We start from the raw sequence: 24,817 nt of genomic DNA on the forward strand, positions 1-24,817 counted from the left end.
GGCCCACGGCCACGCACTCGATAGCCGGCGACGACGTGGCGGAGGTCAGGTTCGAGGGCCGCGTGGGCGGGCGGATCGTCGAGGTCGCCAGGGACGGCACCGAGTGCAGCTGGGGCGAGGTCATGGCCTGGAACCCGCCGCACAGGTTCGTGGTCTCCTGGCACGCGGCGCCGGAGCCGAAGGCCGCGTCGGTGCTCGAGGTCCGCTTCAGGCCCGTCGCGGACGGCACCGAGCTCTACCTCGAGCACAGGGGCTGGGAGGAGCACGGCGCCGAGGGCCAGCCGCTGCGCGACAGGTACGAGCCGGGCTGGGACTTCGTGCTCGACCGGTTCGTCGCGGCGGCGGGCCGGCCCGCCTAGGGCGCCGACCGGCCTGGACCGCCGGGCTCGTCCCTGGTGCATCATCGGTCAGGGACACCCGTTGGGCCCACGCGCGGATCGGAGGCCACGCCATGCCACGCCCCCTCACCACAGCCAGCGACGTGAAGCGGACGGCCGTCTAGCCTTGGACCCTTACGCCCCCAGCCCGACCGACCGCTTCACCTTCGGCCTGTGGACGGTCGGCAACGTGGGCCGCGACCCGTTCGGCGAGCCGACGCGTGAGCCCCTCGACCCCGCCTACGTCGTCGCCAAGCTGGCCGAGCTCGGCGCCTACGGGGTCAACCTCCACGACCACGACCTGGTGCCGGACGGCACGCCGGCACGCGAGCGCGACCGGATCGTCGCCCGCTTCCGCCGGGCCTTGGCAGAGCACGGCCTGGTCGTGCCCATGGCCACCACGAACCTGTTCACGGACCCCGTGTTCAAGGACGGCGCTTTCACCAGCGCCGACGCCCGCGTGCGGAACTACGCGCTGAGCAAGACGATGCGGGCGATCGACCTGGGCGCGGAGCTGGGCGCGAGGACCTACGTGTTCTGGGGCGGGCGCGAGGGCGCCGAGGTGGACGCCGGCGGCAAGCTGCTCGACGCCCTGGCCTGGTACCGCGACTGCCTCGACTACCTCTGCGAGTACGTCGTCGACCAGGGGTACGAGCTGCGCTTCGCCCTCGAGCCCAAGCCCCACGAGCCGCGCGGCCACGCGTTCCTGCCCACGGTCGGCAGCGCCCTGGGGTTCATCGCGACCCTGCAGCGCCCCGAGATGGTCGGTCTCAACCCGGAGTTCGCGCACGAGACGATGGCCGGCCTGTCGTTCCCGCACGCCCTGGCCGCCGCGATCGACGCGGGCAAGCTCTTCCACGTCGACCTCAACGACCAGCTCATGAGCCGCTTCGACCAGGACCTGCGCTTCGGCGCCGAGAACCTGAAGGCCGCCTTCTTCACGGTCATGCTCCTCGAGCGGCACTACGACGGGCCCAGGCACTTCGACGCCCACGCCCTGCGCACCGAGGACGAGGAGGGCGTCTGGGAGTTCGCCAAGGGCTGCATGCGCACCTACAAGATGCTGGCCGCGAAGGTCGAGCGCTTCGCGGCCGACGAGGAGGTCAAGGCGGCCCTGGCCGCCTACCGCGTCGACGACCCGGAGGGGGAGTGGCCGCCGCGCTACACGCGCGACGCCGCCGAGGCCCTGAAGGCGCGCGCCTTCGACCTGCCCGCGCTGCGCCGGCGCGGCCCGGGTCTCGAGCGCATCGACCAGCTGACCGTCGAGGTACTGCTGGGTGTCCGCTGACGTGAGCCGCGGGGGCCCCGAGGGGTCGCCCTCATGACGCCTGACGGCCGCGGCGGCGACGTCGCGCTGGGCGTCGACATCGGCACCAGCGGCGTGCGCGTGGTCGCCCTCGACCGCGAGGGACGTGTCGTCGACGCGGCGGAGAACGCCATCCCGCTCGCCACCCCGCGGCCGGGCTGGACCGAGCAGGACCCGGCCGACTGGGTCGCCGCGTCCGAGGCCGGCCTGGGAGAGGTCGCGTCCCGCGTGGGCCCTGACCGCGTCGCGGGCATCGGTCTCTCCGGCCAGATGCACGGGATGGTGGCGACCGACGACGCCGGTCGCGTCGTGCGCCCGGCCCTGTTGTGGAACGACCAGCGCACGGCCGCGGAGGCAGCGGAGATCGAGGCCGCCGTCGGCCGCGAGCGCCTCGTCGCGCGCACGGGCAACCCGGCCGTGACCGGCTTCCAGCTGCCGAAGGTGCTGTGGCTCAGGCGCCACGAGCCGGAGGCTTTCGCCCGCGCCAGGCGCGTCGCCCTGCCGAAGGACCACGTCGCCACCAGCCTCACGGGCGCGGCCGCCGCCGAGCCCACCGACGCCTCCGGCACGGGCGCCTACCACCTCGCCGCCGGCGCCTGGGACGAGGAGGTGCTGGCCGCGGTCGGCCTCGACCCGGCGCTGTGGCCGCCGCTCGTGCGCTCCGACGAGGTCGTCGGCGGCCTGCTGCCCTCGGTCGCCGCCCGGGTCGGCCTGCCGGCCGGCCTGCCCGTGGTCGCGGGCGCTGGCGACAACGCGGCGGCGGCGACGGCGCTGGGCCTCGGCACCGCCCACCGTGAGGTAGGGAGCGTGAGCCTGGGCACGAGCGGCGTGCTCTTCGCAGCCGTGAGCGAGCCGACGCCCGAGCCCGCGGGGCGGGTCCACCTCTTCGCGCACGCCGACGGCGGCTACCACCTGCTGGGGGTGACGCTGTCGGCGGCGGGCAGCCTGCGCTGGTACCGCGACGTGTTCGCCCCCGGTGCGGGCTACGACGAGCTGGTGGCCGAGGCGGCGACGTCGCCCCCAGGCGCCGGCGGCGTGACGTTCAAGCCCTACCTCGCCGGCGAGCGCAGCCCGCACCTGCGGCCCGACCTGCGCGGCTCGTTCCACGGCCTCTCCCTGGCCACCACGCGGGCCGACGTCGTGCGCGCCGTCCTCGAGGGCGTGACCTTCTCGCTGCGCCAGGCCCACGAGGCCATGGCGCCGCTGGCGGCGCCCACGCGCTGGCTGGCCACCGGCGGCGGCGCGCGCTCCGACCTGTGGCTGCGGGTGCTGGCGACCGTACTGGGAGCGCCGGTCGGCCGCCCGGCGGGCCTCGACGGACGCGAGACGCGGGCCGGCGCCGCCGAGGGCGCGGCCCGGCTGGCCTGGCGGGCCCTCGGCCACGCGCCGGCGCGGGCGCCCCGCGCGGCCCTCTGGTTCGAGCCCGACGCCGCGCAGGCGGACGCGCTGGAGGAGGCGTACGCGCGCTACGTGGCGCTGGGTCCGTCACCGCGGGAAGCCGAGAGGAGACCTTCTTGAGCCACGACCACCTCGAGCTGGCGCGCCTGACGCGCGACGAGGTCGCGGCGCGCGCCGCCGACGCCGTCCTCGTCGTGCCGACCGCGGCGGTCGAGCAGCATGGGCCCCACCTGCCGCTCGGCACCGACGCGCTCATCGGCGAGGCCGTCGCGCGCGAGGCCCTGAGCCGCGTCGAGGACGCCGACCGCTTCGTACTCGCGCCGGTGCTGCCCTACGGCAGCTCCCACCACCACCTCGCCTACGCCGCCCTCTCGCTCGGCTCGGGCTCGTTCCTGGCGGCCGTCGCCGACCTCCTGCGGTCGGCGGTGAGCTCGGGCTTCCGCCGCGTCTACGTCCTCAACTCGCACGGCGGCAACGTCGAGGGCGTGCGCCAGGCCGCGCGCGACGTGGCGCTGACGCGCGAGGCCGTGATCGGCAGCTGCTCGTACTGGGACGTGAGCCGCGCCGCGATCGCCGAGGCGGGGACCGTGGCGGCGGGCCTCGTGCCCGGTCACGCCGGCCAGTTCGAGACCAGCCTGATGCTCGCGATCGCGCCGGAGCTGGTCAGGCTGGACCGGCTGCCGCGGGGCGATCACGCCGGCCCGCTGGCGGCGGGCGTGAGCGCGGAGGGCAGCGCGATCGAGGCCCACGGCGACTGGACGCGGATGGACGGGTTCACCGACGTGCCGGCGTCGCCGAGCGCCGAGACCGGACGCGCCCTCCTCCGGGTCATCGGCGAGCGGGTAGCCGACGCGCTCGCGGAGTTCCGCCGGCTGTCGGACGCGGCCGTGCGGGGCTGGCGCGCCTGACCCGGCGGCGCGGGTCGCGCCTGGCGCGGCGGCGCGGGTCGCGCCGGGCTCAGCCCGCTCGCTTCAGGCTCCGCTCGAGCGCGCCCAGCAGGTCCGCGACGAGGTCGTCCGGGTCCTCGAGGCCGACGTGGAGCCTCACGAGGGAGCGGGGGACCGCGAAGTAGCGGGTGGCGCCGTCCGGCGCTCCGGTGAGGTGGCCGAGCAGCGCGGGGTAGACGAGGCTCTCGTACCCGCCCCAGGAGACTCCGAGGCGGAAGAGCCGCAGCTCGTCCACGAAGGGCTCCACCAGGCCCTCGTCGGCCAGCTCGAAGGAGAGGAGGCCGCTCGCGGCGGTGAGGTACCGCCCGAACAGGTCGCGCTGCGGGTGGTCCTCGAGCGCGGGGTAGTGGACGGCTTGGACCGCCTGGTGCTCCCGCAGGGCACGAGCGACGGCGAGGGCCGAGCGTCCGTGGCGCTCCAGCCTCACGGGCAGCGTCCTCAGGCCCCGCAGCAGCAGCCACGCCTCGAAGGGCGCCAGCTTGCCGCCCAGCAGCATCAGCGCGTCGGACCGGAGGCGGTCGACGAGCTCCCTGCGCCCCGCCACGACCCCGGCCACGACGTCGGAGTGACCGGAGAGGTACTTGGAGGCCGAGTGGAGGACGAGGTCGACGCCGTGCTCGACGGGCCGCTGGCCCAGCGGCGTGGCCCAGGAGTTGTCCATGACCGTGAGCGCGCCCACCTCCCGGGCCGCGGCGGCCAGGGCGGCCAAGTCCTGCAGCTCGAACAGCAGGGTCGTCGGGCTCTCGAGGTAGAGCAGCGCGGCCGGGGGCGCGTCGTAGCCGCCGCGCAGGGCGTCGGCGACGGCCGCGACGTCCGTGCCGTCGACGAACCGGGTCGCGACGCCGAAGCGGGGCAGCAGCCGCGTCATCAGCCCGTGGGCGTCGGGGTAGACGTGGCGGACGCACACGACCCTGTCCCCCGCCCGCAGGTTCGTCAGCAGCACGGCCGCGATGGCGGCCATGCCGCTGGCGAAGGCTACGGCGTCCTCCGCCCGCTCGAGCGAGGCGACCTTGCGCTCGAACGCCTCGACGGTGGGGTTGCGTCCCCGCGAGTAGACGTAGCGGGCCTCGGTGCCGGCCTCGAGGGTCGCCCTCATGTCGGCGAAGGTGTCGAAGGTGAAGAGGGAGGTCTGATGGAGCGCGGGCACCACGTCCGCCGACCCCGCGGCCTCCGGGTCCCGGAGCAGCTCGGTCTCCGGGCTCGGCGCCGGCCGGCGCGTCACCGGCCCTCGCCCGCCAGCGCCTCGAGCTGCTGCCAGCAGACGAGCTGCATGCGCGGCAGGTGGAAAGGCCCCTTCCAGACGCTGCCCTTCAGGCGCGTGGCGACGGTGCCGTCGCGGTGCAGGTAGCCGTACCACTCGCCGTGCTCGCGGTCGGGGAAGCGCGCGTAGGCCCACTCGTGCACGCGGTCGTGCATCTCCAGGTACCTGTGGTCGCGCGTCAGGCGGTACGCCATCACCGCCGCGATCATGGCCTCGTTGTGCGGCCACCAGAACTTCATGTCGTGCCAGTACTCGGTCGCTGGCAGGTCCCTCACGTCGCGGTAGTAGAGGATCCCGCCGTGGACCTCGTCCCAGCCCCAGTCGAACATCCAGTCGAGGATCCTCGTGCCCAGCTCCGTCAGGTGGGCGTCGCCGCCGCGGTGCAGGGACTCGCGCATGATGAACCAGGCCGCCTCGATCGCGTGGCCGGGGCAGAGCGTCCGGCCCTGCACGTGGTCGACGAGCTCTCCCCGCGGGCCCACCGTCTCCATGACGGCGCGGAGCTCCTCCTTGACGAAGTCGCGCTCGATCTCGGCGATGCGCTCGTCGATGAACTCGTCGAGCTCGGCGGGCTCGGGCGCCACGTCGCGCAGGACCTGCGCCATCGAGATCAGGATCATCGGCACGACGAGGCCCTTGAGGGGCCTCACCGCCGGGTTCACCTTCGGCGCCAGCAGGCCGGGGGTGCCCAAGTAGCGGAGCAGCAGCGCGAACAGGTCCATGGCCTCGTCGCGAGCGCGCTCGTCGCCAGTCGCCCTGGCGTAGGCGGCGAACGCGATCGCGTGGAACGTCTCGGTGAACACGTAGCGCCGCTTCACGAGGGGACGGCCGTCCCTCGTGACCTGGAAGAAGGCGCGGCCGTCCTCGTCGAAGCCGTGCCGCCTTATGAACTCGAGGCCGTGGGAGGCCAGCTCCAGCCACTCGTCGCGCCGCTCGACCTCGGCGACGAGGGTGGAGAGCAGCCACACGAACCGGCCGTGCTGCCACATCCCCTTGTCGGTGTCGTAGACGCTCCCGTCGCGGTCGAGGCAGAACGTGAAGCCGCCGTGCCCGCGGTCCACGGCGTGGCGGCACCAGAACGGGAGCGTGTCCTCGAGGAGGCCGTCGCGGTAGACGGCGATCAGCTCGCGGAAGCGCTGCTGCTGCGGTGCGGTGCTGCCTGACATCACTGCCTCCCGGTACGTGGGTCGGCCGGCATTGTAATATTGTATGACCTCAGACACCATGCTAGATTGCACGCCAGCGCCGTCCACGGCGCGCCGCAGCGCGAGGCGTCCGGGAGGCCGGCCGATGGGGAGGTCCGAACCGTGTCCAGTTGGTCTTCCGACGACGAACTCTTCTCCCTCGTCAGCGACCGGCTGTACACGGCAGTCATCGGCGACGTCCTCGACAGGCTCGGGCACCGCCACAGCTTCCTGCCCCCTGAGGTGCGGCAGCTCAAGCCTTACGGCGTGGTCGTGGGACGCGCCATGCCGGTGCTGGAGGCCGACGTCTACGACTACAGCCAGCCGTTCGGCAGGATGTTCGAGGCGCTCGACGACCTCAGGCCGGGCGAGGTCTACGTCGCGGCCGGCGGCTCGCGCCGCTACGCGTTCTTCGGCGAGCTCATGTCGATCGCCGCGGCCGCCCGCGGCGCCAGGGGCGCCGTGCTGCACGGCTACCATCGCGATACGCGCGCCCTCCTCGCCGGCGACTTCCCCGTGTTCTCGATGGGCGGCTACGGACAGGACCAGGGCGTCCGCGGCCGCGTGATCGAGTACCGCGTGGCGATCGAGGTGAGCGGGGTGACGGTCGAGCCCGGCGACCTAGTGGTCGGCGACGCCGACGGCGTCGTCGTGGTGCCCCGGGCCCTCGAGGCCACCGTCGTGGACGAGGCGCTCGCGAAGGTGGGCACCGAGTCCGACGTCCGCGAGGCGCTGATGGCCGGGACGTCGGCGCGGTCCGCGTTCGACAGGTTCAAGGTCATGTGATGACGAGCAGCTACAAGGTCAAACGTGCCAGCCTCACCGACCAGGTGAGCCACCAGCTCGTGCGCTACGTCGAGGAGCACGGACTCCAGCCGGGCGACCCCCTGCCCACCGAGGCCGAGTTCGCCGAGATGTTCGGCGTCAGCCGCACCGTGATCCGCGAGGGGCTGAGCGCCGCCGCCGCCCTCGGGCTCATCGTCGCCGACCCGGGCCGGCGCTCGCGCGTGGCGCCGCTCTCCGCACGCGTCCTCGACAACTTCTTCGCCAACGCGCTGCGGCTGAACAAGGGCGCGGTCGTCGAGCTGCTCGAGGTGCGCGAGGCGCTGGAGACCTACGGCGTGCGACTGGCCGCGCGCGACCACGACGACGAGGGGCTCGAGGAGGTCAGGAGGCACCTCGAGAGCATGGACACGGCGCTCAAGGGGGAGGACCAGGAGGCGTTCGTCGACGCCGACGTCGGCTTCCACATGGCGCTGACCGCCCTCAGCGGCAACGAGGTCCTCGTGCACCTGATCGACGCCCTCAGGTCCTCGACGCGCCAGACGATCGCCTCGGGCCTGGCGGCGCGCGGCTCGCGCCTCAGCCTGCCCGCGATCCAGGCCGTGCACGTCGAGATCTTCGAGGCCGTGGAGGCCCGCGACCCGGAGGCGGCGGCCAAGGCGATGATGGAGCACTTCGCGCTCGCGATCGCGGCCGTGAAGACCGGCCCCGACGCCGCGTAGCCCCCGTGGACCTGAGGGGCAAGACGGTCCTCGTGACGGGCGCGGCCGGGACGGGCGTGGGCGCGGGCGTGTGCCAGGCCGTCGTCGCGGCGGGCGGACGGCTGGTCGTCAACGACCTCACCGCGGAGGGCACCGAGGCGGCCCGGCACGCCCACGGGGCCGTTGCCGGTTTCGCTGCCGACGTCTCGTCCGAGGCCGAGGTCGAGGCGATGTTCGCGGGCATCGCCGCCGCCGTAGGACGTCTCGACGGCGTCGTCAACAACGCCGGGGTGGGCCTCGACCGCGGCGTCGTCGACACCACCGCGGACGACTACCGACGCATCGAGTCGACCGACCTGCGGGGCACGTGGCTGGTCTCGCGCGCGTTCGCCCGCCAGGCGGTGGCCGGGGGCGGCGGCAGCATCGTCAACGTGTCGTCGGTGCACGCCGTGGCCACGATGCGCGGCTACGCGCTCTACGCCGCGGCGAAGGCGGGGGTGGAGGGCTTCACCCGCGGGCTCGCCGCCGAGCTGGGCTCCTTCGGCGTCCGCTGCAACGCCATCGCGCCCGGCTACGTGCACTCGGCGCAGAACGAGGCGCTCATCGCCGGCTGGACGGATGACCCCGCCGGCTGGGTCCGCGCCCACGTGCAGGAGCAGCAGGCCCTGCCCGTCGAGGTCGAGCCGCTCGACTGCGGGTGGGCCGCGGTGTTCTTCCTCTCCGACGCGAGCCGCGCGGTCACCGGACAGGTGCTCAGGGTCGACGCGGGGCTCACGACGCTCCTCTACGACAAGGCCTTCAAGTGAGGATCGAGCGCATCGTCGCCGACGAGGTCGTGGTGCCCGCGCGTCCGGGGACCGTCAACTCCGCGGGGCTCGACCGGCCGCTGCACAAGCTGGCCTCCCGGGGACGGGCCGCCTGGACGCGGCAGTTCGACGAGGTCCCCAAGCTGCTCCTGACCGTGCAGTGGGACGACGGGACCGTGGGCTACGGCGAGTGCTACCGCGACCACGACTGGGCGACCGTGGAGGCCGTGGCGCGCTCGCTGCTGGGGAGGAGCGCGGACGAGCTCACGCTGCAGGCCCTGCCCATCGGGCGCTGCCGCGAGTACGACGGCTTCGAGTGCGCCGTCTGGGACTCGGTCGCCAAGGCGCACGGGCTGAGGGTCGTGGACCTGCTGGGCGGGCCGGTCCGCGACGCGGTCCGCGTGGGCGCCTGGTCGGGGCACCGACGCGCCGGCGAGGTCGGCGAGCTCGCCGCTCGCTGCGCCGCGTCCGGCTACGACTGCCTCAAGTTCAAGTGCGACCTGGAGGACGACGTCGTCGCCTGGTGCCGCGAGGTGGCCGAGGCCGCGCCAGGCATGCAGGTGATCCTCGACCCCAACGAGCGCTGGCTGTACCCCCACGAGGCGCGGCGGCGCCTCGCGGCGTTGGCCGAGGTGGGGAACGTCCTCTGCGTCGAGGACCCGATCCCGCGGTGGATGCTCGACGAGTACCGCGAGCTCCGCGCCACCGGCGTGCCCGTGGTGCTCCACGTCTCGCTCCCCTACTTCGCGCACGGCCAGCGGGTCGAGGACGCCGTGCTCGCCCTGACCCGGCGGGCCGTCGACGGCTTCAACTTCAACGCCGGCCTGGCCGCGTTCGCGCGGCTCGCCCACGTGGCGTCCGCCGCCCGGCTGCCCTGCTGGCACGGCTCCGAGCTCGACCTCGGCGTGCTGGAGGCGATGTACCTCCACTCGTGCGCCGCCGCAGAGAGCTGCGTCTGGCCGAGCGACGTCTTCGGCCGGCTGGTCCGCTCGCACGACCTGCTCAAGGAGCCGCTGCGGATCGAGCCGCCGTTCGCCCGCCTCCCCACCGGGCCCGGCCTCGGGGTGGAGCCGGACCCCGAGGCGGTGGCCGCCCACCGCACCAGGCGCGAGGTGTACGAGCCATGACGCCGGGCGCCGCGCCCTACCCTCCCGCCGACGGGGACCGCCGGGAGATCTGGACGATGCTGGTCGAGCGCGACATCGCGGCGTTCGTCGCGGGCGACTGGCGCCTCGTGGCGGACGACTTCGTCGAGGAAGGGTTCCAGGGGATCGACGCCGGCCTCCAGGCCGACCCGGCCGCCTGGCGCCTGCGCTTCCCGGTCCTCGCCGACTACCGGGACGACTGGCTCCGCCAGTCCCGCGAGACCCTGGCGCGCGCGGACGCCGAGGCGGTGAGGAGGGGGCTCCGCGCCGCCACGGAGCTGCGCGACATCGAGGTCGCCGGCGCGAGCGCGCTGGCGCGCAAGGTGTTCGACGGCGAGCTGCGCCTGCGCGACGGCACGGCCCAGCCCCTGCGGTGGCAGACCCTCTACCGCTGCCGCAAGGCGGGCGGTCGCTGGCGCATCGTCGGCTTCGTCGGCTACCTCCCCTACCCGATGGGAAGCGGCGCCTCCTCGGGCTCGTCGGCTACCGGCCCAGCCACCCGCGCCCCTGCCGTCGCGAGCGCCTTCGCCAGCAGCGACGACGCGGGCGCGGGCGGCGCCGCGGAGGCGACCCCCGCCAAGCGCCTGCCGCCGGGCGCCTCACAGCACGCGACGGCGGGCCCCTACTCCCCCGTCCTCGAGGTGGACCCCGGCCGCCTGGTCGTGATCTCGGGCCAGGCCGCCCTCGCAGCCGACGGCTCCGTCGTGGGCGACGACGTGCCCAGCCAGGCGCGCGCGACGCTGGCCAACTGCGCCGCGGCCCTGGCGTCGGCCGGCTGCGGCCTCGCCGACGTCTTCAAGGTCAACGTCTACCTGACCGACCTGCGCCACTGGCAGGCCTTCAACGACGTCTACGCCGCGGTGATGCCGGAGCCCAGGCCGGTGCGGACCGCGGTGCAGGCGGGTCTCCTGCCCGGCCTGCTCGTCGAGGTCGAGATGTGGGCCGTCAGGCCACCACGACCCAGCCGTAGCCGGCGGGGTCGAGGTACGCCCACCTGAGGTAGCAGCGCCGGTAGCCGCGGGCGCCGCTCCACACCAGCTGGCGCGTGCGGTACCAGCTGCCGTCGTTGTCGGACAGCGACAGGTCGGCCCTGAACACGTCGCCGGGGCGCAGCGGGCGCACGCCGAGGCTGGAGTACGGGAAGTAGGCCTCGAGGCGGTAGCCGCCCAGCTCCCCCACGGGCGCGGCCGTGGCCACCACGCCGTCGACGGTGAACCAGTCCGCCGCCAGGTCGCGGTTCGCCAGCTCGCGGCTGCCGGCTATGGCCTCTACCCTCACGCCGCGCCTGTCGGCGTCGGGGGCCAGCACGTAGCCCGCGACCCCCGGCGCGAACGTCGAGTCCTGCCTGGACGGCGGCCGGAAGTCGAAGTAGACCTGCAGCGAGTCGTTCTCGTAGAGGTCCTCGGCGTTCGCGTCGCTGACGTGCACGTCGTCGGTGACGAGGCAGCGCAGCCGCAGACCGCGCTCGTCCCAGGTGAGCGTCGCCACGGCCGAGGCGTCCTCAGGACCGCCCCACGGCGTCTCGGCCCAGTAGGCCTGCTCGGCCCTGTCGAGGCGCAGCCCGGCGCCGCAGGGGACGCCGGCGGCGCCGGGCTCGGCCATCCCGGCCGCGAGAGCCTCGCCCTCGCGCAGCGCCCACGCCAACGGGAACCGCCAGGCGCTCACGCCCCTGAAGCCCCCGCGGCTCACGACCGCGGCCACGTGGTAGTCGCCGGCGCCCCCCTCCGCCAGGCGGCCGGTGTTGTCGCCCGGCTCGGCGACGGGTCCGGCTGGGATCTCGACGCCGACGCGCGCCAGGCGCTCCGGCGGCTCGGGCGGGGTCGCCGGCCGCGGCGCGAGCGGCAGCCCGATGTCGACCTCCGCCTCGCCGTGGGGTTCGAGCCCCAGCACGAACGTGCGGGGCGCCGGCGACAGCCACGGCGCGATCACCTCGCCCCACACCCGCCCGGCGCTGCCGGCCTGGTCCCTGAGGGCGAGGCGGAGCCGCGGCGAGCCCTCCGCGGCGACGACGCCCCACGCGACGCTCACCGGTCTCACGACGGTGACGGGGAGGGCGTGTCGCCCGCCCCCCACGAGCACCCCGACCTCGGCCTCGCGGCCAGCGTCGCCGGGGACGCCCGCGTCCGCGTCGCCCGGGACGCGCACCGCGGCCGTCCAGGTCTCCACCACCCCGTCGCCCCCCGCGCGGGCGAGGCCCTCGAGCGCCCAGCCGCGCGGGAGCTCGAGGCGCGGGCCCGGGTCGTCGGCCGGGGCGGCCGCGTCCGGGTCTCCTCGACCCTTGACGCTCGTGCCCTGACCCCCGCGCGTCCCATCGCCGGCGCCGTAGCGCGCGACGACGAACCTCAGCTCGGTCACTGCACCCGCCGCGACCCTGGCGCCGCCCGGCGCAGCCCAGCGTGAGGCGCCGACAGCGTGCTGCTCGGCAGCGTCGACCGCGTGCTCCTCGGCGGCCCAGACCGCCACCCCCGGCGCCTGCTCCAGCACCAGGACGCCCGCCTCCGCCCGCCACGTCGCCCCCGGCGGCAGGCCCACGACCTCCCCTGTGTTCGGCAGGCCGGGGCCCGCCAGCACGACGCGGCCGAACCCGGGGTCGAGGTCGACGGCGAGGCGACCCTCCTCCCAGGCGAGCCCAGCGCGCTCGAGCCGGCGGTCGCACGCGGCGCGCACGACGGCGCCGCGTCCGTCCGCGACCGCCACCTCCCTGCGGCCGAACCAGGCCAGGCCGGCCAGGCGCCCGGCGCGCAGGCGCGCCACGCCCAGCCCGGGACCGTCGTCGAGCACGAGGGCGTAGCGGTCCTCCCCGACCGCGAGCGCCTCGCCGTCGAGGCGCGCCGTCGACGCGGCGTCTCCCCACACCCAGGCCGAGGCGAACCTGGCCCGCGCGCCGCACCGCCGGCTGATCACGGTCGTGAACGGGCGGTCCTCACGCAGGGGGATGCCGAGGGCCCGTCCGCGGAACACGCGCTCTGGCGCCGCCTGCAGCAGCCGGAGCGAGCGACCCTCGTCCGCGAACCTGACGTCGAGGACGGCGCCGGCTCCGGCCCGGTCCGGCCCGGTCGCGCGTCCGCCGCCCGGCGCCTCGCCGGCGCCGAGCCCTTCTCGCCCTCCCGGGCCGATGACCTCGGCCGTAGCGTCGAGGAACTGATGACCGCCGCGCGCCGCCAGCGGAGCGCCCAAGGGGCGGGCCTCCGCCTCCCCCGCGCCCTCGGCACCGAGCGAGAACCGGACCTCGCCCCTCACGTTGCACGTCCAGTCGATCGTCGGCTCCGCCGCGTCGCCGGGCACCTCGCCTCCCGGGACGCCGGCCCGTCCGCCTGAGCCCCCGCCTCCCGCGCTCTCCCGCCCGCCGACCTCCCTGCCCGCCGCGTCGGCGAGGCCGCCCGCTTCGACCTCGCAGACGTCGAGCAGGAAGCCGTCGCCGAGGCACAGGCTGCGGCGCATCGTCGTGCCGGGGTACGCGCCCGCCACGCGCGCCTGGGCCGCCGCGAACGACGCCGTCTCGCCGAACGCCGTCAGCTCGCCGCTGGCCTGGTCCTGGTTGCTCGCGTCGACCATGACGGCGTTGTGGGCCAGGGTGGAGCGGTACCAGGCGAGCTCCTTGACGTGGTACCAGCCGGTGCCGGGGTCGAGCAGCCACTGGACGCCGTCCGCGTAGAGGTTCAGGTGCAGGCGGTCGGGGTGTCCGTGGCCGCCGCCGTAGCGGCCGTACTCGAGGCTCGCGCAGGTGCGCCCGCCGTCGCGGCGGAGGACCGCAAGGCCGGTCCCCGGCATGCGCTCGCTGGAGGTCGGGCGCAGGTCCTCCTCCGGCACGTCTGGCAGGACGGGCTCGAGGTTCAGGAACGTGCGCCAGGAGAGGTCCGTGCGGGGCTCGCCGGCCGCGTAGGCGCGGGCGAGCAGCCCGCCGTAGCGCTCGTCGCCGTAGCGGGCGTAGCCGAGCTCGTAGACGGCCTTGTGGTAGCCGACGCCCCGCCCGAACCACGAGTCCTTCCGCGACGGGAACGTCAGGTCGGGCAGCATCACCTTCAGCGGGCCGTCGAACATCGGGCGCAGCGAGCCGTAGCCCGACGACCCGGCGTAGAGGTCGATGCCCCGGCGGAGCGCCATCTCCGCCAGGTCCAGCGAGTGGTCGAGCGTCGCGAAGTGGTAGGTCTCGCCCTCGTACCAGATGCCGTCCTCCAGCAGCGACTCGCGCATGTGGAACGCGAAGCCGTGCGGGCCCTCCAGGACGTGGCCGAGCATGGCGTCGTCCCGGTAGAGCAGCGCGACGGCGCCCACGCCGGCGTTGTCGAACGCCTGGCGGTTGCTCGCGCCCTCGTCGAAGCTCATGACGGTGGCCGCCGACTCGTAGAGGAGGCCCTCGACGCCGGCGTGGTCGGCCTCGCCGTAGGCCGGCGAGGACCGCGTGAGGTCGTAGGCGGCGACGATGTCCACGAGCCAGAACGCCTCGAGGTAGGTGCTCTGGAACAGCCGCGTCGGTCCCAGGAGGTCGTTCGCCAGCGGGTAGTCGTGGTACCGCGCGACGAAGTGGGTGAGGGCGTCGCGCACCAGTCGCGCGTGCCTCTCGTCGCGCTCGAGCCGGTAGAGGATGCCGGCCTCGACGAGACGCTTCGCTAGCCAGTCCTGGAACTGCCTGACCCAGGCCAGGTCGAACGCGGTGCCCTGCCAGTCCTTCCCGCAGAGCGGGCAGACGTGGCGGCGCGGCGCGTAGGGGTCGAAGACGAGCGGCGCGCGGTCGTCGGGGCAGGCCTCGTGGAACGCCATTCCCTTCGCGACCGGGATCTCGGGGGCGCGGGCGATGAGCTCCTCGACGCGGCGCCTGTAGGTCTCGAGGACCTCGCGGTACCAGGCGTGCTCCTCGAGCTGGCGCCTGACCCGCGCCTCGTCGGCCTCCGACATGACGACGCTGTCGACGCGCGCCCGGCTGGTCGCCTCCGTGCTCACGCCGCCTCCGCCTCGACGCCGCGCAGCTCGAGCTCGCCCGCGAAGTGGCAGGCGGCGCGCCGACCCGGCTCGACCTCGCGCAGCGGCGGCACGTCGGTGCGGCAGACGTCCCTGGCGTACGCGCAGCGCGGGTGGAAGGGGCAGCCCGGCGGCGGGTCGGCCGGGTCCGCCACCTCGCCCGGCAGGCGGATGCGCCCCTCCCGGCCGCGCAGCCGCGGGTCGGGCTTGGGCACGGCCGAGAGGAGGGCCTCGGTGTAGGGGTGCAGCGGTCGGCGGTACAGCTCCGCCGTCGGGCCGGACTCCACGAGCTTGCCCACGTACATCACGGCGACCTCGTCGCTGAGGTGCTCGACGACGCTCAGGTCGTGCGAGACGAAGACGTAAGTGAGGCCGAGCTCGCGCTGCAGCCGTTTGAGCAGGTTGAGGATCTGCGCCTGGACCGAGACGTCGAGGGCCGAGACCGCCTCGTCGGCGATCACCAGCCGCGGCGACGTGGCCAGGGCGCGGGCGATCCCGATGCGCTGCCTCTCGCCGCCGCTGAAGGCGTGCGGGTAGCGGTGCATCGTCTCCGGCCGCAGGCCCACCTGGGCGAGCAGGTCCCCCACGACCCCGTCGATGTCGCGCTCCCGCACCAGGCGGTTCACCTTCAGCGGCTCCGCGACGATGTCGCGCACGGGGAAGCGCGGGTTGAGCGACGAGTGGGGGTCCTGGAAGACCATGCGGATCTGCTGGCGGTAGGGGCGCAGCTCGGCGGGCGCGAGACGCGCCAGGTCGACCTGCGCGCCCTCCGGCGTGCGGTAGAGGACCTCGCCGGCGGTGGGCTCGTAGACGCGCAGCAGGGCGCGCCCCAGCGTGGTCTTGCCGCAGCCGGACTCACCCACGAGCCCCAGGGTCGTGCCCTCGCGCACGTCGAAGCTCACGCCGTCGACGGCCTTGACGTACCCCACGGTGCGGCCGAAGACGCCCCGCGTGATCGGGAAGTGGACCTCGAGGCCCCTGACGCGCAGCAGCGGGGTTTCTGCGCCGGGCGGCGTGGAGCGAGGGCCGGCGGACGTCACGCCTCCCCCCGCGCGGGCTCGCCGGCCCGCCCCGCCGGCCCCTCCGCCGCGCCGTCGCGGCGCGACGCGCCGGTACCCGCTCCGGCGCCGGGCGCGGAAGCGCCCTCGGGGGCGCCGCCGTAGAGCAGGCACCGCACCTCGCGCCCGTCCGCCGTCGTCACCGGCGGCGGCTCGACGCGGTCGCACAGCCCGGGCATGAACGAGTCGCAACGCGGGTGGAACGGGCAGCCGCCTGGCCGCCTGAACGGGTGCGGCACCGAGCCCCCTATCGACGCCAGGTCCGCGTCCCTCGCGCCCGTGCCGAGCCGGGGGATCGAGCCGAGGAGGGCGCGGGTGTAGGGGTGCTTGGGGTCGTGGAACGTCTCGTCGACGGGGCCCCGCTCGACGACGCGGCCGAGGTACATGACGACGACCTCGTCGGCCATCTCGGCCACGACGCCGAGGTCGTGGGTGATGAACAGCACCGCCATGCCCAGCTCTTCCTGCAGCTCGCGGATCAGGTCGAGGATGTTCGCCTGCGTGGTCACGTCGAGCGCCGTCGTGGGCTCGTCGGCGATGAGCAGGCGCGGCCGGCAGCTCAGCGCCATCGCGATCATCGCGCGCTGCCTCATGCCGCCCGAGAGCTGGAACGTGTACGAGTCCATGATGCGCTCGGGCCGCGGCATGCCCACCATCGCCAGCGACTCGACGGCGCGGCGCCTGGCCTCGGCGGGCCTGAGCGGGAGGTGCAGCCTCAACGCCTCTACGATCTGGTTCCCGACCGTGTGGACCGGGCTCAGCGAGGTCATGGGCTCCTGGAAGACCATCGCGATCTCGCGCCCGCGGATGCTCCTGATCTCCCTGCCCTTCGGGTCCATGGCCGCGAGGTCGACGACGGCGCCGTCGTCGCGCCGGAAGAGGACCTCCCCGGCGACGACCTTGCCGGGCGGCGGGACGGTCTGCATGATCGAGCGGGCGGTAAGCGACTTGCCGCAGCCCGACTCGCCCACGACGCACACCGTCTTCCCCGCCGGGACCGTGAAGTCGACGCCGTCCACCGCGCGCACGACGCCCTCGGGGGTGAAGACGTGCGTCCTGAGGCCGCTGACCTCGAGGATCGCGCCGCCCGGCATGGTCGGGACGCTCACGTGCCGTACGGGTCGGCCGCGTCGCGCAGGCCGTCCCCGAGGAAGTTGAGCGCGAGCACGGCGACGACGACGGCGACGCCGGGCCAGAACAGCCACGGCGCGGTCGCCACGGAGCGGACGTTCTGCGCCTCCTGGAGCTGCACGCCCCAGCTCACCACCGGCGAGCGGAGGCCGATGCCGAGGAAGCTCAGCGAGGTCTCGGCCAGGATCATGGCGGGGATCGCCAGGGTCACCGAGGCGATGATGTGGCTGGTGAACGAGGGCATCATGTGCCGCAGGATGATGCGACCCTCGCTGACGCCGTCGAGGCGGGCGGCGGTGACGAAGTCTTCGGTCTTAAGGGCGAAGAAGCGGCCCCTGACCTCGCGGGCGAGCCCCGTCCAGCCGATCAGCGAGAGCAGGAGCGTGATCACGAAGTAGACGCGCAGCGGCGGCCAATCCAGCGGGATGGCGGCCGCCAGTCCCATCCACAGCGGGATCGTGGGGATCGACCTGAGGAACTCGATGACGCGCTGGATGACGGTGTCGGCGGCGCCGCCGAAGTAGCCGGAGACGCCGCCCAGCACCATCCCGAGGAGCAGGCTGAGCGCCACGCCGACGAGGCCTATCGACATGGAGACGCGCGCCCCGTGGATCGTGCGGCTCAGCACGTCGCGGCCCAGCCTGTCGGCGCCCAGCAGGTACATGGGCTGCGAGGGGTCGACGGGGCCGATGAGGTGCCTGTCCCAGGGGATCAGGCCGAAGAGCTCGTACGGCTCGCCGCGGGCGAAGAGCCTCACCGGCACGACCTGGTCGGGGTCGACGACGAACGTGCGCCGGAACGCCTCGCGGTCGATCTGCACGTCGTACCCGTAGACGTAGAGCCCGGCCGGCTTCCCCTCCTCCGCCCTGAGCCGGAGGTGGAGCGTCTGCGGCGGCGCGTAGGTGTAGCGCGAGTTCACCGCGGTCGGGGGCCACGGGGCCAGGAACTCGGCGAGGAGGGCCACGAGGTAGATGGCCGCCGTGACGATGGCGCCGGCGACCGCGAGCTTGTGCCGGCGGAACCGCCACCACACCAGACGCCAGTAGCCGGCCACCTCCAGCGGCCTGTCGCCGGCCGGGTCGGGCAGCGCGCGGGTCAGGGTCGCGTCAGCCACGTCAGCGGTACCTGATCCTCGGGTCGAGCCAGGCGAGCAGGAGGTCCGAGACGAACGTGCCGACGACAGTGAGCACGCTGAGCATCATGATGAAGCTGCCGGCGAGGTACATGTCCTGCGAGTCGAGCGCCCTCAGGAGCAGGGGGCCGGTGGTGGGCAGGCTGAGGACGATCGCCACGATCGCCTCGCCCGACACCAGGCTGGGCAGCACCCAGCCGACCGTGCTGACGAACGGGTTGAGCGCCACCCTCACCGGGTACTTCACCAGCAGCCGACCCTCGGGCAGCCCCTTGGCGCGGGCCGTCTCCACGTAGGGCTTGTGGAGCTCGTCGAGCAGGTTCGCGCGCATGATGCGGATCAGGCTGGCCGTGCCGGACGTGCCTATCACGACCATGGGCACCCAGAGGTGCGCCAGGAGGTCCCTGACCTTCGCCAGGCTCCAGGGAGCGTCGACGAACTGCGGCGAGAACAGGCCCCCGACGCTCTGGTTGAAGAACTTGAAGGCCACGTACATGAGCACCAGGGCCAGCAGGAAGTTCGGGATCGCCAGGCCGATGAAGCCGAGGAACGTGGCCACGTAGTCGCCGATCGAGTACTTGCGCACGGCCGAGAAGACGCCGGTGGGCAGGGAGATCGCCCAGGTGAAGACGAGCGTGCTGAGGGAGAGCACGAAGGTCAGGCCGAGGCGCTGCCATATGAGCTGGCTCACGGGCCTGTTCCACTCGAACGAGTGGCCGAAGTCGCCGCGCAGCACGATGCCCGAGACCCACTTCCAGTACTGCACCCAGACGGGCTGGTCGAGCCCGTACCTCTCCCTCAGGGCGATGAGCCGCGCGCTGTCCACCTGGTCCCCCTGGGCGGCCAGGTTCGCGACGAGCGTGCTCAGGTAGTCGCCCGGCGGCAGCTGGATGATGAAGAACGACACCACCGAGATCGCGAGCAGCGTCGGGATCATGTACAGCAGCCGGCGGACGAAGTACGCGAGCATCTCTCAAGCTACCGGGGGTCGACCATGGCCGTGGGCCGGCAGGAACGGAGGCGAGCGCGACCCGGCATGCCCCTGGGTCGCGCTCGCCTCGCTGCTCAGTTCGCCGGTTCGATGAAGTACTGCTCGGGCATCGTGGGCGCGGGGTTCGGGTAGAGCCCCGCCTGCGGCATCGCCTCCGGCACGTTGTGGAAGTTGTTCTTGACGATGCCGTAGCCCGGCGGGAGCGTCCCGATGCCGATGTGGTAGAACTGCTCCTTCGCGATCTCGAGGATCTCCGTCATCAGCCTGAGCTGCTCGTCCGGGTCGGCGGTCGCCTGCACCTGGTCGTACAGCTCCATCTGCCGCTTGACGTCGGCCGGCGGCTCCTCGGCCGGCTCGGCGCCCTGGTACCAGTTCGACCAGTACGGGGCGAACTTCGAGTAGATGCTGTACGGGAAGTAGCTGTAAGGCCCCATCAGCGCGTCCATGTAGAGGCCGCCCTCGCCGCCCCAGACCATCGCGTCCTGCTCGCCGGCCTGCATGCGCTCCCACACGAGCGCGCGGTCGGCGACGAGCACCTGCATGTCGATGCCCACCTCGGCCAGGTCCTCGCGGATGAGCTCGATGGCGTCGACCCACTGCTGGATCGCCGAGGTGACCTCGATGGTGAAGCTGATGCGCTGGCCGTCCGGCCCCAGGCGGTAGCCCTCGGAGTCGCGCTCGGTGTAGCCCGCGCGGTCGAGGTACTCGTTGGCGAGCTCGGGGTGGTACTCGGTGTACTGCTTCGCCAGCTCCTCGTCGTAGATGTTCGACTCGGCGCGCGGCGCCACCTGCGACGGCTCGCTGAGGCCCAGGTAGATGAGGTCGATGATCTCCTGGCGGTCGATGGCGTACGACAGGCCGATGCGGAAGTCCTTGTTCTGGAAGATCTCGCGCTTGACCGGGTCGTTGTCGTTGAGGTTGAGGAACAGGACCATGGCGTTGCCGCCGGCGGGGACGAGGTCGTAGAAGTGGTAGTCGCCCTCCTCCATGTTGTCGGCGAGGATCGCGCGGTTCGGGAGGGTGGCGATGTGGCGGTCGTACATGTCGATCTCGCCGTTGAGCGCCTGGAGCAGCAGCACCTCGGCGTCCTCGTAGATGTTGTAGACGAGCTCGTCGATGTAGGGGAGCTGGTTGCCCTCGGTGTCCACCTTCCAGTAGTACGGGTTCCGCTCGGCGACGACCCTGGTGCCGGCCCCGTAGGGCGTCGTCAGGCGCCAGGCGTAGAGGACGGGCTTGTCGGCGTTGCTGAAGGTGTGGATGTCGGCCTTGTTCTGGAAGAGCTGCACCCAGTCGGCCGCGCCCGCCTGCTGCACCAGCTCGTCGAGGTTCGTCGTGTTGTAGCTGGCGTGGAACTGCTCCATGTAGTGGCGCGGGTAGAGCGTGACGACGGCGTTGTCGGGCAGCGCCAGGTTGTTGAGGAACAGCCCGTTGGGCGCGGCGAACCTGAAGACCACCGTGTACTCGTCGGGAGCCTCGACGACGACCGGCTCGCCGCCGGACAGCAGCCAGGTGGGCACGGCGGGCGTGAGCTCCTCGTTGAGGAGCACGTCCTCGTACCAGAACATGATGTCGGCGGAGGTGAAGGGCTCGCCGTCCGACCACTTCATGCCGCGGCGCAGGTGGAAGACGAACTCGGTGGAGTCCTCGTTCACCTCGTACGACTCGGCGATGTTCGGCACCACTCCGGTCCAGTCGACGTTCCAGTTCACGAGGTTCTCGTAGGCCATGGTGCGGATGAGCCACGGGGTGTCGGCGCCGCCGACGAGGCCCATGCGCCAGGTGCCGCCGTAGGTGCCGATCCTCTCGATGGGCTCGATGACGCGCGGGCTCTCGGGCAGCCGCTCCTCGACGGGCGGCAGCTCGCCGGACTCGACCAGCGCGGCGAGCGACGGCGCCTCGTGATAGGTGGGCTGCGCTACGGCTACCGTGACGACGGAGGCCGCCACCGCCAGTACCGCGCCTGCCAACCACCTCGCTGCCGCCGTTGCTGGCCCCGGGCCTCCGAGGCGAACCGATCGTGCTGCAGTCATGCGCGGGCTCCTTTCACCGGCGAGGCCTTCGTACGGTGCGCCGGTCACGGGTACGTCTGGGTCGCTGCGGTGCTGGACGGCGCTCGTGCCGGACGCGCGCGAGCGCCTGGGCGACGCCGTGGGCGCGGTCGGGTCCGCGGCGCGCAGGTGACCATCCTGTCTACCTGTATTACAATCGACCGTATGACCGAATGGTAGCGGAGCCCCGTTGCACTGTCAACACCGCGCCCCGCGACGAACGTCGCCTGCGACGCGAGTAACGGGAGCAGCGCTGCCCGGGGAGGGGCGCGAAGCGATGGACCCCCAGCGGCCGGGGATCTTCTGGACGTGGCAGGACCGGCAGGTCGAGGACGAGACGGCCGTGGCGGACGCGCTTGGCGACATCGCCTCCCGCGGCTTCGGGACGGTGCTGGTACAGCCCCGCGGCTGCCGCTACGCGCCCGACGACCGCGCGTTCGTCGCGTCCGCGGCGTCCGCCAGCCGGCGCGCGCGGGACCTGGGTCTCGCGTTCTGGCTGCACCTCGACCCGCGCTCGCTGGCGAGCTCGCTCGTGCGCGCCACCGGCGAGTCGGCCGAGTACCTCGTCGTCGCGGGGACCGGCGAGCGGCCTACCCAGGAGGCTCCCGACGGGCGCTGGCTCGACGCCGAGGCCCCGCTCCGCGAGGACGGGACCTTCGACGTGCGCATCGACCACCCGCGCACGCGCCCCTACCACGTCCACTCCGACGGGGCGCTGGCGCTGAGGCCGCTGCGCCTCGAGCGCTGCCTCGCGTACAGGCGGGACGCCGCCGGACGGGTCGTCGTCGCCTCCGTCACCGACGTGACCGCATCGGCGCGCCTGTTCGTCAACGAGCTGACCGGCTACGTCGAGGTGTTCGGGCGGTGGGAGGCGAGCGCGAGGGCCGGGGACTGGCGGGTCCTCGCCCTCGTGGCGTTCGCCAGCAATTACCCGGACCTCGCGGGGGCGAGGACCAGGGAGTACCTCGGCGAGGTGCTCGACCGCTACGTCGCCGCGGGCGCCGTCCTGGACGGTCTGTGGTGGGACGAGCCCGGCTACTGCACGAGCTTCGACAGGACCTTCCCCGTGGACAGGGGCCGGCTCCCCTGGGGGGCGAGCCTCGCCGCGCTCCACCGCCAGCGCACGGGCCGCGAGGCGCTCGACGACGTCCTCTACCTGCTCGCCGACACCGACGACGGGCTCGCGGGCGCCAGGCGCGAGGCCTACTACCGCAGCGTCCAGGAGGCTGTGCTGAGCGCCCAGGCCGACCTCCTCGACCGGGCGCGCCGGCGGCTGGGACCGCACGTCCGCATGGGCGCGCACCACACGTGGCACCAGAACGCCGACGACGCGATCAACGGCTCGCTCGACTGGTGGCGCGGCGCCGCGGTCCTGGGCGCCGGCTTCACCGACGTCGGCGACGCCGACAGCGTCGACGACGAGCGACAGATGGCCGAGGTCACGGCGATGGCGGCGCTGGCCGTCGCCCTGGGACGGCGCACGGCGAGCCGGGAGGCGTACTGCAACCTGTGGGGCGTGGACTACGGCGGGGACGCGGCGGTGCCTGGCGAGGTCCTCGACTGGTGGGTGGACCTGCAGGCGACGCTGGGGACGAACTGGCTGGCCCACACCTACGGCCCCACCGGCTACTTCGAGCGCCCGCCAGCCTGGGGCCCCGGCTACCCCGACCACCCGACGTGGGAGACGATGCCGGACGCCACCGCCAGGCTCGCGCGGGCGCTGGAGCTGGCCGAGGGCCGGCTGCCGAGCGCCGACGTCGCCGTCGTCTACCCCCTCGGCGCGCTGTACCGGCTCGGCTCGGAGCGCGCGAACCCGCTGGCGACGGGCGCGCACGACCTCGTGGCCGCCTTGCTGCGGGCCGGCTTCGAGGTCGACGTCGTCTCGCCCGAGGCGCTGAGGTCCGAGCCGGTGGACAGGTACGCCGCCGTGGTCTACCTGCACCCGTTCGGGGCGAAGCCAGCCGACCTGGAGGACCTCGCGCGCCGCAGGCGCGCCGGGGCGTCCGTGGCCGCCGCCGGCCTCGCGCCCGCCGCGGGCGCCGGCTACGCGGGGCCGGAGGAGTGGGCGGCGGAGCTCGGGGACCTCGTCGCGAGCGACGTCTCCGCGGCGTCCGCCGGCGCCGTCGCGTCCGCGCTCGCCCCCCACCGCCCGTGGCGGCTGCCGCGCGGGGCCCTGGCCACCCGCACGCCGCTGGCGGACGGCGGCGTCCTGCTCAGGCTGTGCCCGGCGCGCTTCGGCGTCCCGTTCGCGGGACGGCTCGAGGCGGGCGGTCTCGCCCTCGAGGCCGAGGCGTGCCGCGGGCTGCTGGCCGTCCGCCTGGGCGCCACGGGCGAGGTGAAGGAGTCGCTCGCCCCCGACGGCGTCCGCTGGCGCGTCGAGGCGCTGGAACCGGGCCCCGGGGGCGGCGCGTGAGGGTAGGGGTCATCGGGATATGCGGCTTCGGGCGCTTCCACGCCGAGGCGTTCGCGGAGCTGGGCTGGACGGTCGCGGCCGGCGCCGACAGGTCCCCCGAGCTGGCGTCCGTCGCCGCGCGCTTCGGGGCCGAGCCCCATCGCGACTACCGCGACCTGCTGGCGCGCGGCGACCTCGACGCCGTCACCGTCAGCCTGCCTCCCCGCCTGCACCCCGCGGTCGTGACGGCTTCCCTGGAGGCCGGCCTGCCCGTGCTCTGCGAGAAGCCCGTGGCCCCCTCGGCGGCGGAGGCCGGGGCCCTGCTCGCCGCCGTCGGCGCCGACGCTCCCGTCGCCGTCGGCTTCGTGCTCCGCTACCACCCCGCCTACCGCCGCCTGCGGGAGCTGGTCCGCGGCGGCGAGCTCGGCAGGGTGAGGGCGGTGCTGGCGCGCAAGTGCTGGCCGACGAGCACGCCGTGGCGGCTCGAGGAGGGCGGCGGGGCGGTGTTCGTGAAGGACATCCACTACTTCGACCTCGTGCCCTGGCTGCTGGGGAGCGATCCGGAAGGCGTCTGCGCCTACGGCGGCTCCTTCTACCACCGCGGCCAGGTCGAGGACAGCTACCAGCTGCTGATGAGCTTCCCCGGCGGCGCGACGTTCCACCTCGACAGCGCCTGGTGGACGCTGCCCTCGTCCGTCAACAGCTTCGAGGTCGTGGGAGACCGGGCGCGCGCGGTCGTCGAGGGCGACGACCTCCGCGTGGAGGGCGAGGTCGCCAGGACCGAGCGGCCCGAGGGGGAGAGCATGGTGCTGGCCGAGGTCCGCGCGTTCGCCGACTGGCTCGCCGGCGGGGGGCCGCGGCCGCCAGGGCTCGAGGAGGCCGTCAGGGCCAGCCGCCTGGCGCAGCGTGTCGTCGACCAGCTCCGCTAGCCGGACCCCGCCGTCCGCGGGCTCGCGAGCCCTCCTGAGGCACCGCTCCGCGCGCAGGGCCCTCGACCGGGAGCCCACCCAGGACCCTCGACCGATAGCCCGCCCGGGCGCCTCGGCCTCAGGTGCTTGACCAGGGCCTTATGACGATGGCCCCGTCCTTCAGGAGCGCGACCTCGGGGCCGCGTCCGTTCGCCTCGTCGTGGCCGGCGGCCTGCGCCACGGCACCGCCGATGCGGAGCTGGGGGCTCAAGATGCGCTCGGCCCAGATC

The 24,817-nt window shown here is 73.9% G+C and carries 19 protein-coding genes; 11 read left to right on the forward strand and 8 right to left on the reverse strand.

Annotation, left to right across the window (positions count from 1 at the left end; all coding sequences use genetic code 11):
- From VF202_12650 to VF202_12665, 4 genes are all read left to right on the forward strand, one after another.
- Window positions 1-359 (forward strand): SRPBCC domain-containing protein (locus tag VF202_12650; protein HEX7040963.1); only part of this gene is annotated, 359 nt, incomplete at its 5' end.
- Between the two features lie 145 nt (window positions 360-504).
- The gene (gene xylA / locus VF202_12655; protein HEX7040964.1) at window positions 505-1,665 is read left to right on the forward strand and encodes a xylose isomerase; all 1,161 of its coding nucleotides are present in this window, start codon (window positions 505-507) and stop codon (window positions 1,663-1,665) included.
- A 33-nt stretch (window positions 1,666-1,698) separates the two neighbouring features.
- A complete protein-coding gene (gene xylB / locus VF202_12660) occupies window positions 1,699-3,201 on the forward strand; it encodes a xylulokinase (protein HEX7040965.1) in 1,503 nt (500 codons plus the stop codon).
- Window positions 3,198-3,989: a creatininase family protein gene (locus VF202_12665; protein HEX7040966.1), complete on the forward strand. Its 792-nt coding sequence runs from the start codon at window positions 3,198-3,200 to the stop codon at window positions 3,987-3,989. The genes xylB and VF202_12665 overlap by 4 nt, the downstream gene beginning before the upstream one ends.
- A 49-nt stretch (window positions 3,990-4,038) precedes the next feature.
- On the opposite strand, the gene VF202_12670 is transcribed toward VF202_12665, so the two are convergent.
- Together VF202_12670 and VF202_12675 are read right to left on the reverse strand one after the other, a co-directional pair.
- Window positions 4,039-5,250: a PLP-dependent transferase gene (locus tag VF202_12670; protein HEX7040967.1), complete on the reverse strand. Its 1,212-nt coding sequence runs from the start codon at window positions 5,248-5,250 to the stop codon at window positions 4,039-4,041.
- Window positions 5,247-6,455, reverse strand: coding sequence for an AGE family epimerase/isomerase (locus VF202_12675; GenBank protein ID HEX7040968.1), 1,209 nt, complete (start codon window positions 6,453-6,455; stop codon window positions 5,247-5,249). The genes VF202_12670 and VF202_12675 overlap by 4 nt, the downstream gene beginning before the upstream one ends.
- Window positions 6,456-6,596: 141 nt before the next feature.
- Here VF202_12675 and VF202_12680 point away from each other — a divergent pair, with 141 nt between their 5' ends.
- Genes VF202_12680 through VF202_12700 form a run of 5 tightly spaced genes read left to right on the forward strand, consistent with a single transcriptional unit; the run spans window position 6,597 to window position 10,906 of the window.
- Window positions 6,597-7,259 carry an RraA family protein gene (locus tag VF202_12680; GenBank protein HEX7040969.1) on the forward strand — a complete coding sequence of 221 codons (663 nt, stop codon included), beginning with the start codon at window positions 6,597-6,599 and terminating at the stop codon, window positions 7,257-7,259.
- Complete coding sequence (locus tag VF202_12685; protein HEX7040970.1) at window positions 7,259-7,978, forward strand: FadR/GntR family transcriptional regulator; 720 nt, start codon at window positions 7,259-7,261, stop codon at window positions 7,976-7,978. The genes VF202_12680 and VF202_12685 overlap by 1 nt, the downstream gene beginning before the upstream one ends.
- Before the next feature lie 5 nt (window positions 7,979-7,983).
- Window positions 7,984-8,763: an SDR family oxidoreductase gene (locus VF202_12690; GenBank protein HEX7040971.1), complete on the forward strand. Its 780-nt coding sequence runs from the start codon at window positions 7,984-7,986 to the stop codon at window positions 8,761-8,763.
- Complete coding sequence (locus tag VF202_12695; GenBank protein ID HEX7040972.1) at window positions 8,760-9,890, forward strand: mandelate racemase/muconate lactonizing enzyme family protein; 1,131 nt, start codon at window positions 8,760-8,762, stop codon at window positions 9,888-9,890. The genes VF202_12690 and VF202_12695 overlap by 4 nt, the downstream gene beginning before the upstream one ends.
- Window positions 9,887-10,906 (forward strand): RidA family protein, encoded by a 1,020-nt coding sequence (locus VF202_12700; GenBank protein HEX7040973.1) that lies wholly within the window; start codon window positions 9,887-9,889, stop codon window positions 10,904-10,906. Before VF202_12695 ends, VF202_12700 begins: the two co-directional genes overlap by 4 nt.
- Here the strand turns inward: VF202_12700 and VF202_12705 are convergent.
- The 6 genes from VF202_12705 to VF202_12730 form a co-directional block, all read right to left on the reverse strand.
- A complete protein-coding gene (locus VF202_12705; GenBank protein ID HEX7040974.1) occupies window positions 10,854-14,849 on the reverse strand; it encodes a heparinase II/III family protein in 3,996 nt (1,331 codons plus the stop codon). The genes VF202_12700 and VF202_12705 overlap by 53 nt on opposite strands.
- Complete coding sequence (locus VF202_12710; GenBank protein HEX7040975.1) at window positions 14,846-15,907, reverse strand: oligopeptide/dipeptide ABC transporter ATP-binding protein; 1,062 nt, start codon at window positions 15,905-15,907, stop codon at window positions 14,846-14,848. The genes VF202_12705 and VF202_12710 overlap by 4 nt, the downstream gene beginning before the upstream one ends.
- On the reverse strand, window positions 15,904-17,034 hold the full coding sequence (locus tag VF202_12715; protein HEX7040976.1) for an ABC transporter ATP-binding protein: 1,131 nt from the start codon (window positions 17,032-17,034) through the stop codon (window positions 15,904-15,906). Before VF202_12715 ends, VF202_12710 begins: the two co-directional genes overlap by 4 nt.
- Entirely contained in the window at window positions 17,031-18,170 is a 1,140-nt protein-coding gene (locus tag VF202_12720) for an ABC transporter permease (GenBank protein ID HEX7040977.1), read from the reverse strand. The genes VF202_12715 and VF202_12720 overlap by 4 nt, the downstream gene beginning before the upstream one ends.
- Before the next feature lies 1 nt (window position 18,171).
- Window positions 18,172-19,158 (reverse strand): ABC transporter permease, encoded by a 987-nt coding sequence (locus VF202_12725; protein ID HEX7040978.1) that lies wholly within the window; start codon window positions 19,156-19,158, stop codon window positions 18,172-18,174.
- Window positions 19,159-19,253: 95 nt separating this feature from the next.
- Window positions 19,254-21,146, reverse strand: coding sequence for an ABC transporter substrate-binding protein (locus VF202_12730; GenBank protein HEX7040979.1), 1,893 nt, complete (start codon window positions 21,144-21,146; stop codon window positions 19,254-19,256).
- Window positions 21,147-21,504: 358 nt separating this feature from the next.
- On the opposite strand from VF202_12730, the gene VF202_12735 reads away from it, so the two are divergent.
- Entirely contained in the window at window positions 21,505-23,640 is a 2,136-nt protein-coding gene (locus tag VF202_12735; protein HEX7040980.1) for a hypothetical protein, read from the forward strand.
- A complete protein-coding gene (locus VF202_12740) occupies window positions 23,637-24,548 on the forward strand; it encodes a Gfo/Idh/MocA family oxidoreductase (GenBank protein HEX7040981.1) in 912 nt (303 codons plus the stop codon). The genes VF202_12735 and VF202_12740 overlap by 4 nt, the downstream gene beginning before the upstream one ends.
- Window positions 24,549-24,817 lie beyond the last annotated feature (269 nt).

It is taken from the genome of Trueperaceae bacterium (assembly GCA_036381035.1).
Classification (GTDB): domain Bacteria; phylum Deinococcota; class Deinococci; order Deinococcales; family Trueperaceae; genus DASRWD01.

Bases quoted from the DNA above. Each gene is read 5' to 3' on its own strand.
- xylB (HEX7040965.1), top strand. From the start codon at position 1,699: ATGACGCCTGACGGCCGCGGCGGCGACGTCGCGCTGGGCGTCGACATC.
- VF202_12675 (HEX7040968.1), bottom strand. From the start codon at position 6,455: ATGTCAGGCAGCACCGCACCGCAGCAGCAGCGCTTCCGCGAGCTGATC.
- VF202_12685 (HEX7040970.1), top strand. From the start codon at position 7,259: ATGACGAGCAGCTACAAGGTCAAACGTGCCAGCCTCACCGACCAGGTG.
- VF202_12700 (HEX7040973.1), top strand. From the start codon at position 9,887: ATGACGCCGGGCGCCGCGCCCTACCCTCCCGCCGACGGGGACCGCCGG.
- VF202_12725 (HEX7040978.1), bottom strand. From the start codon at position 19,158: ATGCTCGCGTACTTCGTCCGCCGGCTGCTGTACATGATCCCGACGCTG.
- VF202_12735 (HEX7040980.1), top strand. From the start codon at position 21,505: ATGGACCCCCAGCGGCCGGGGATCTTCTGGACGTGGCAGGACCGGCAG.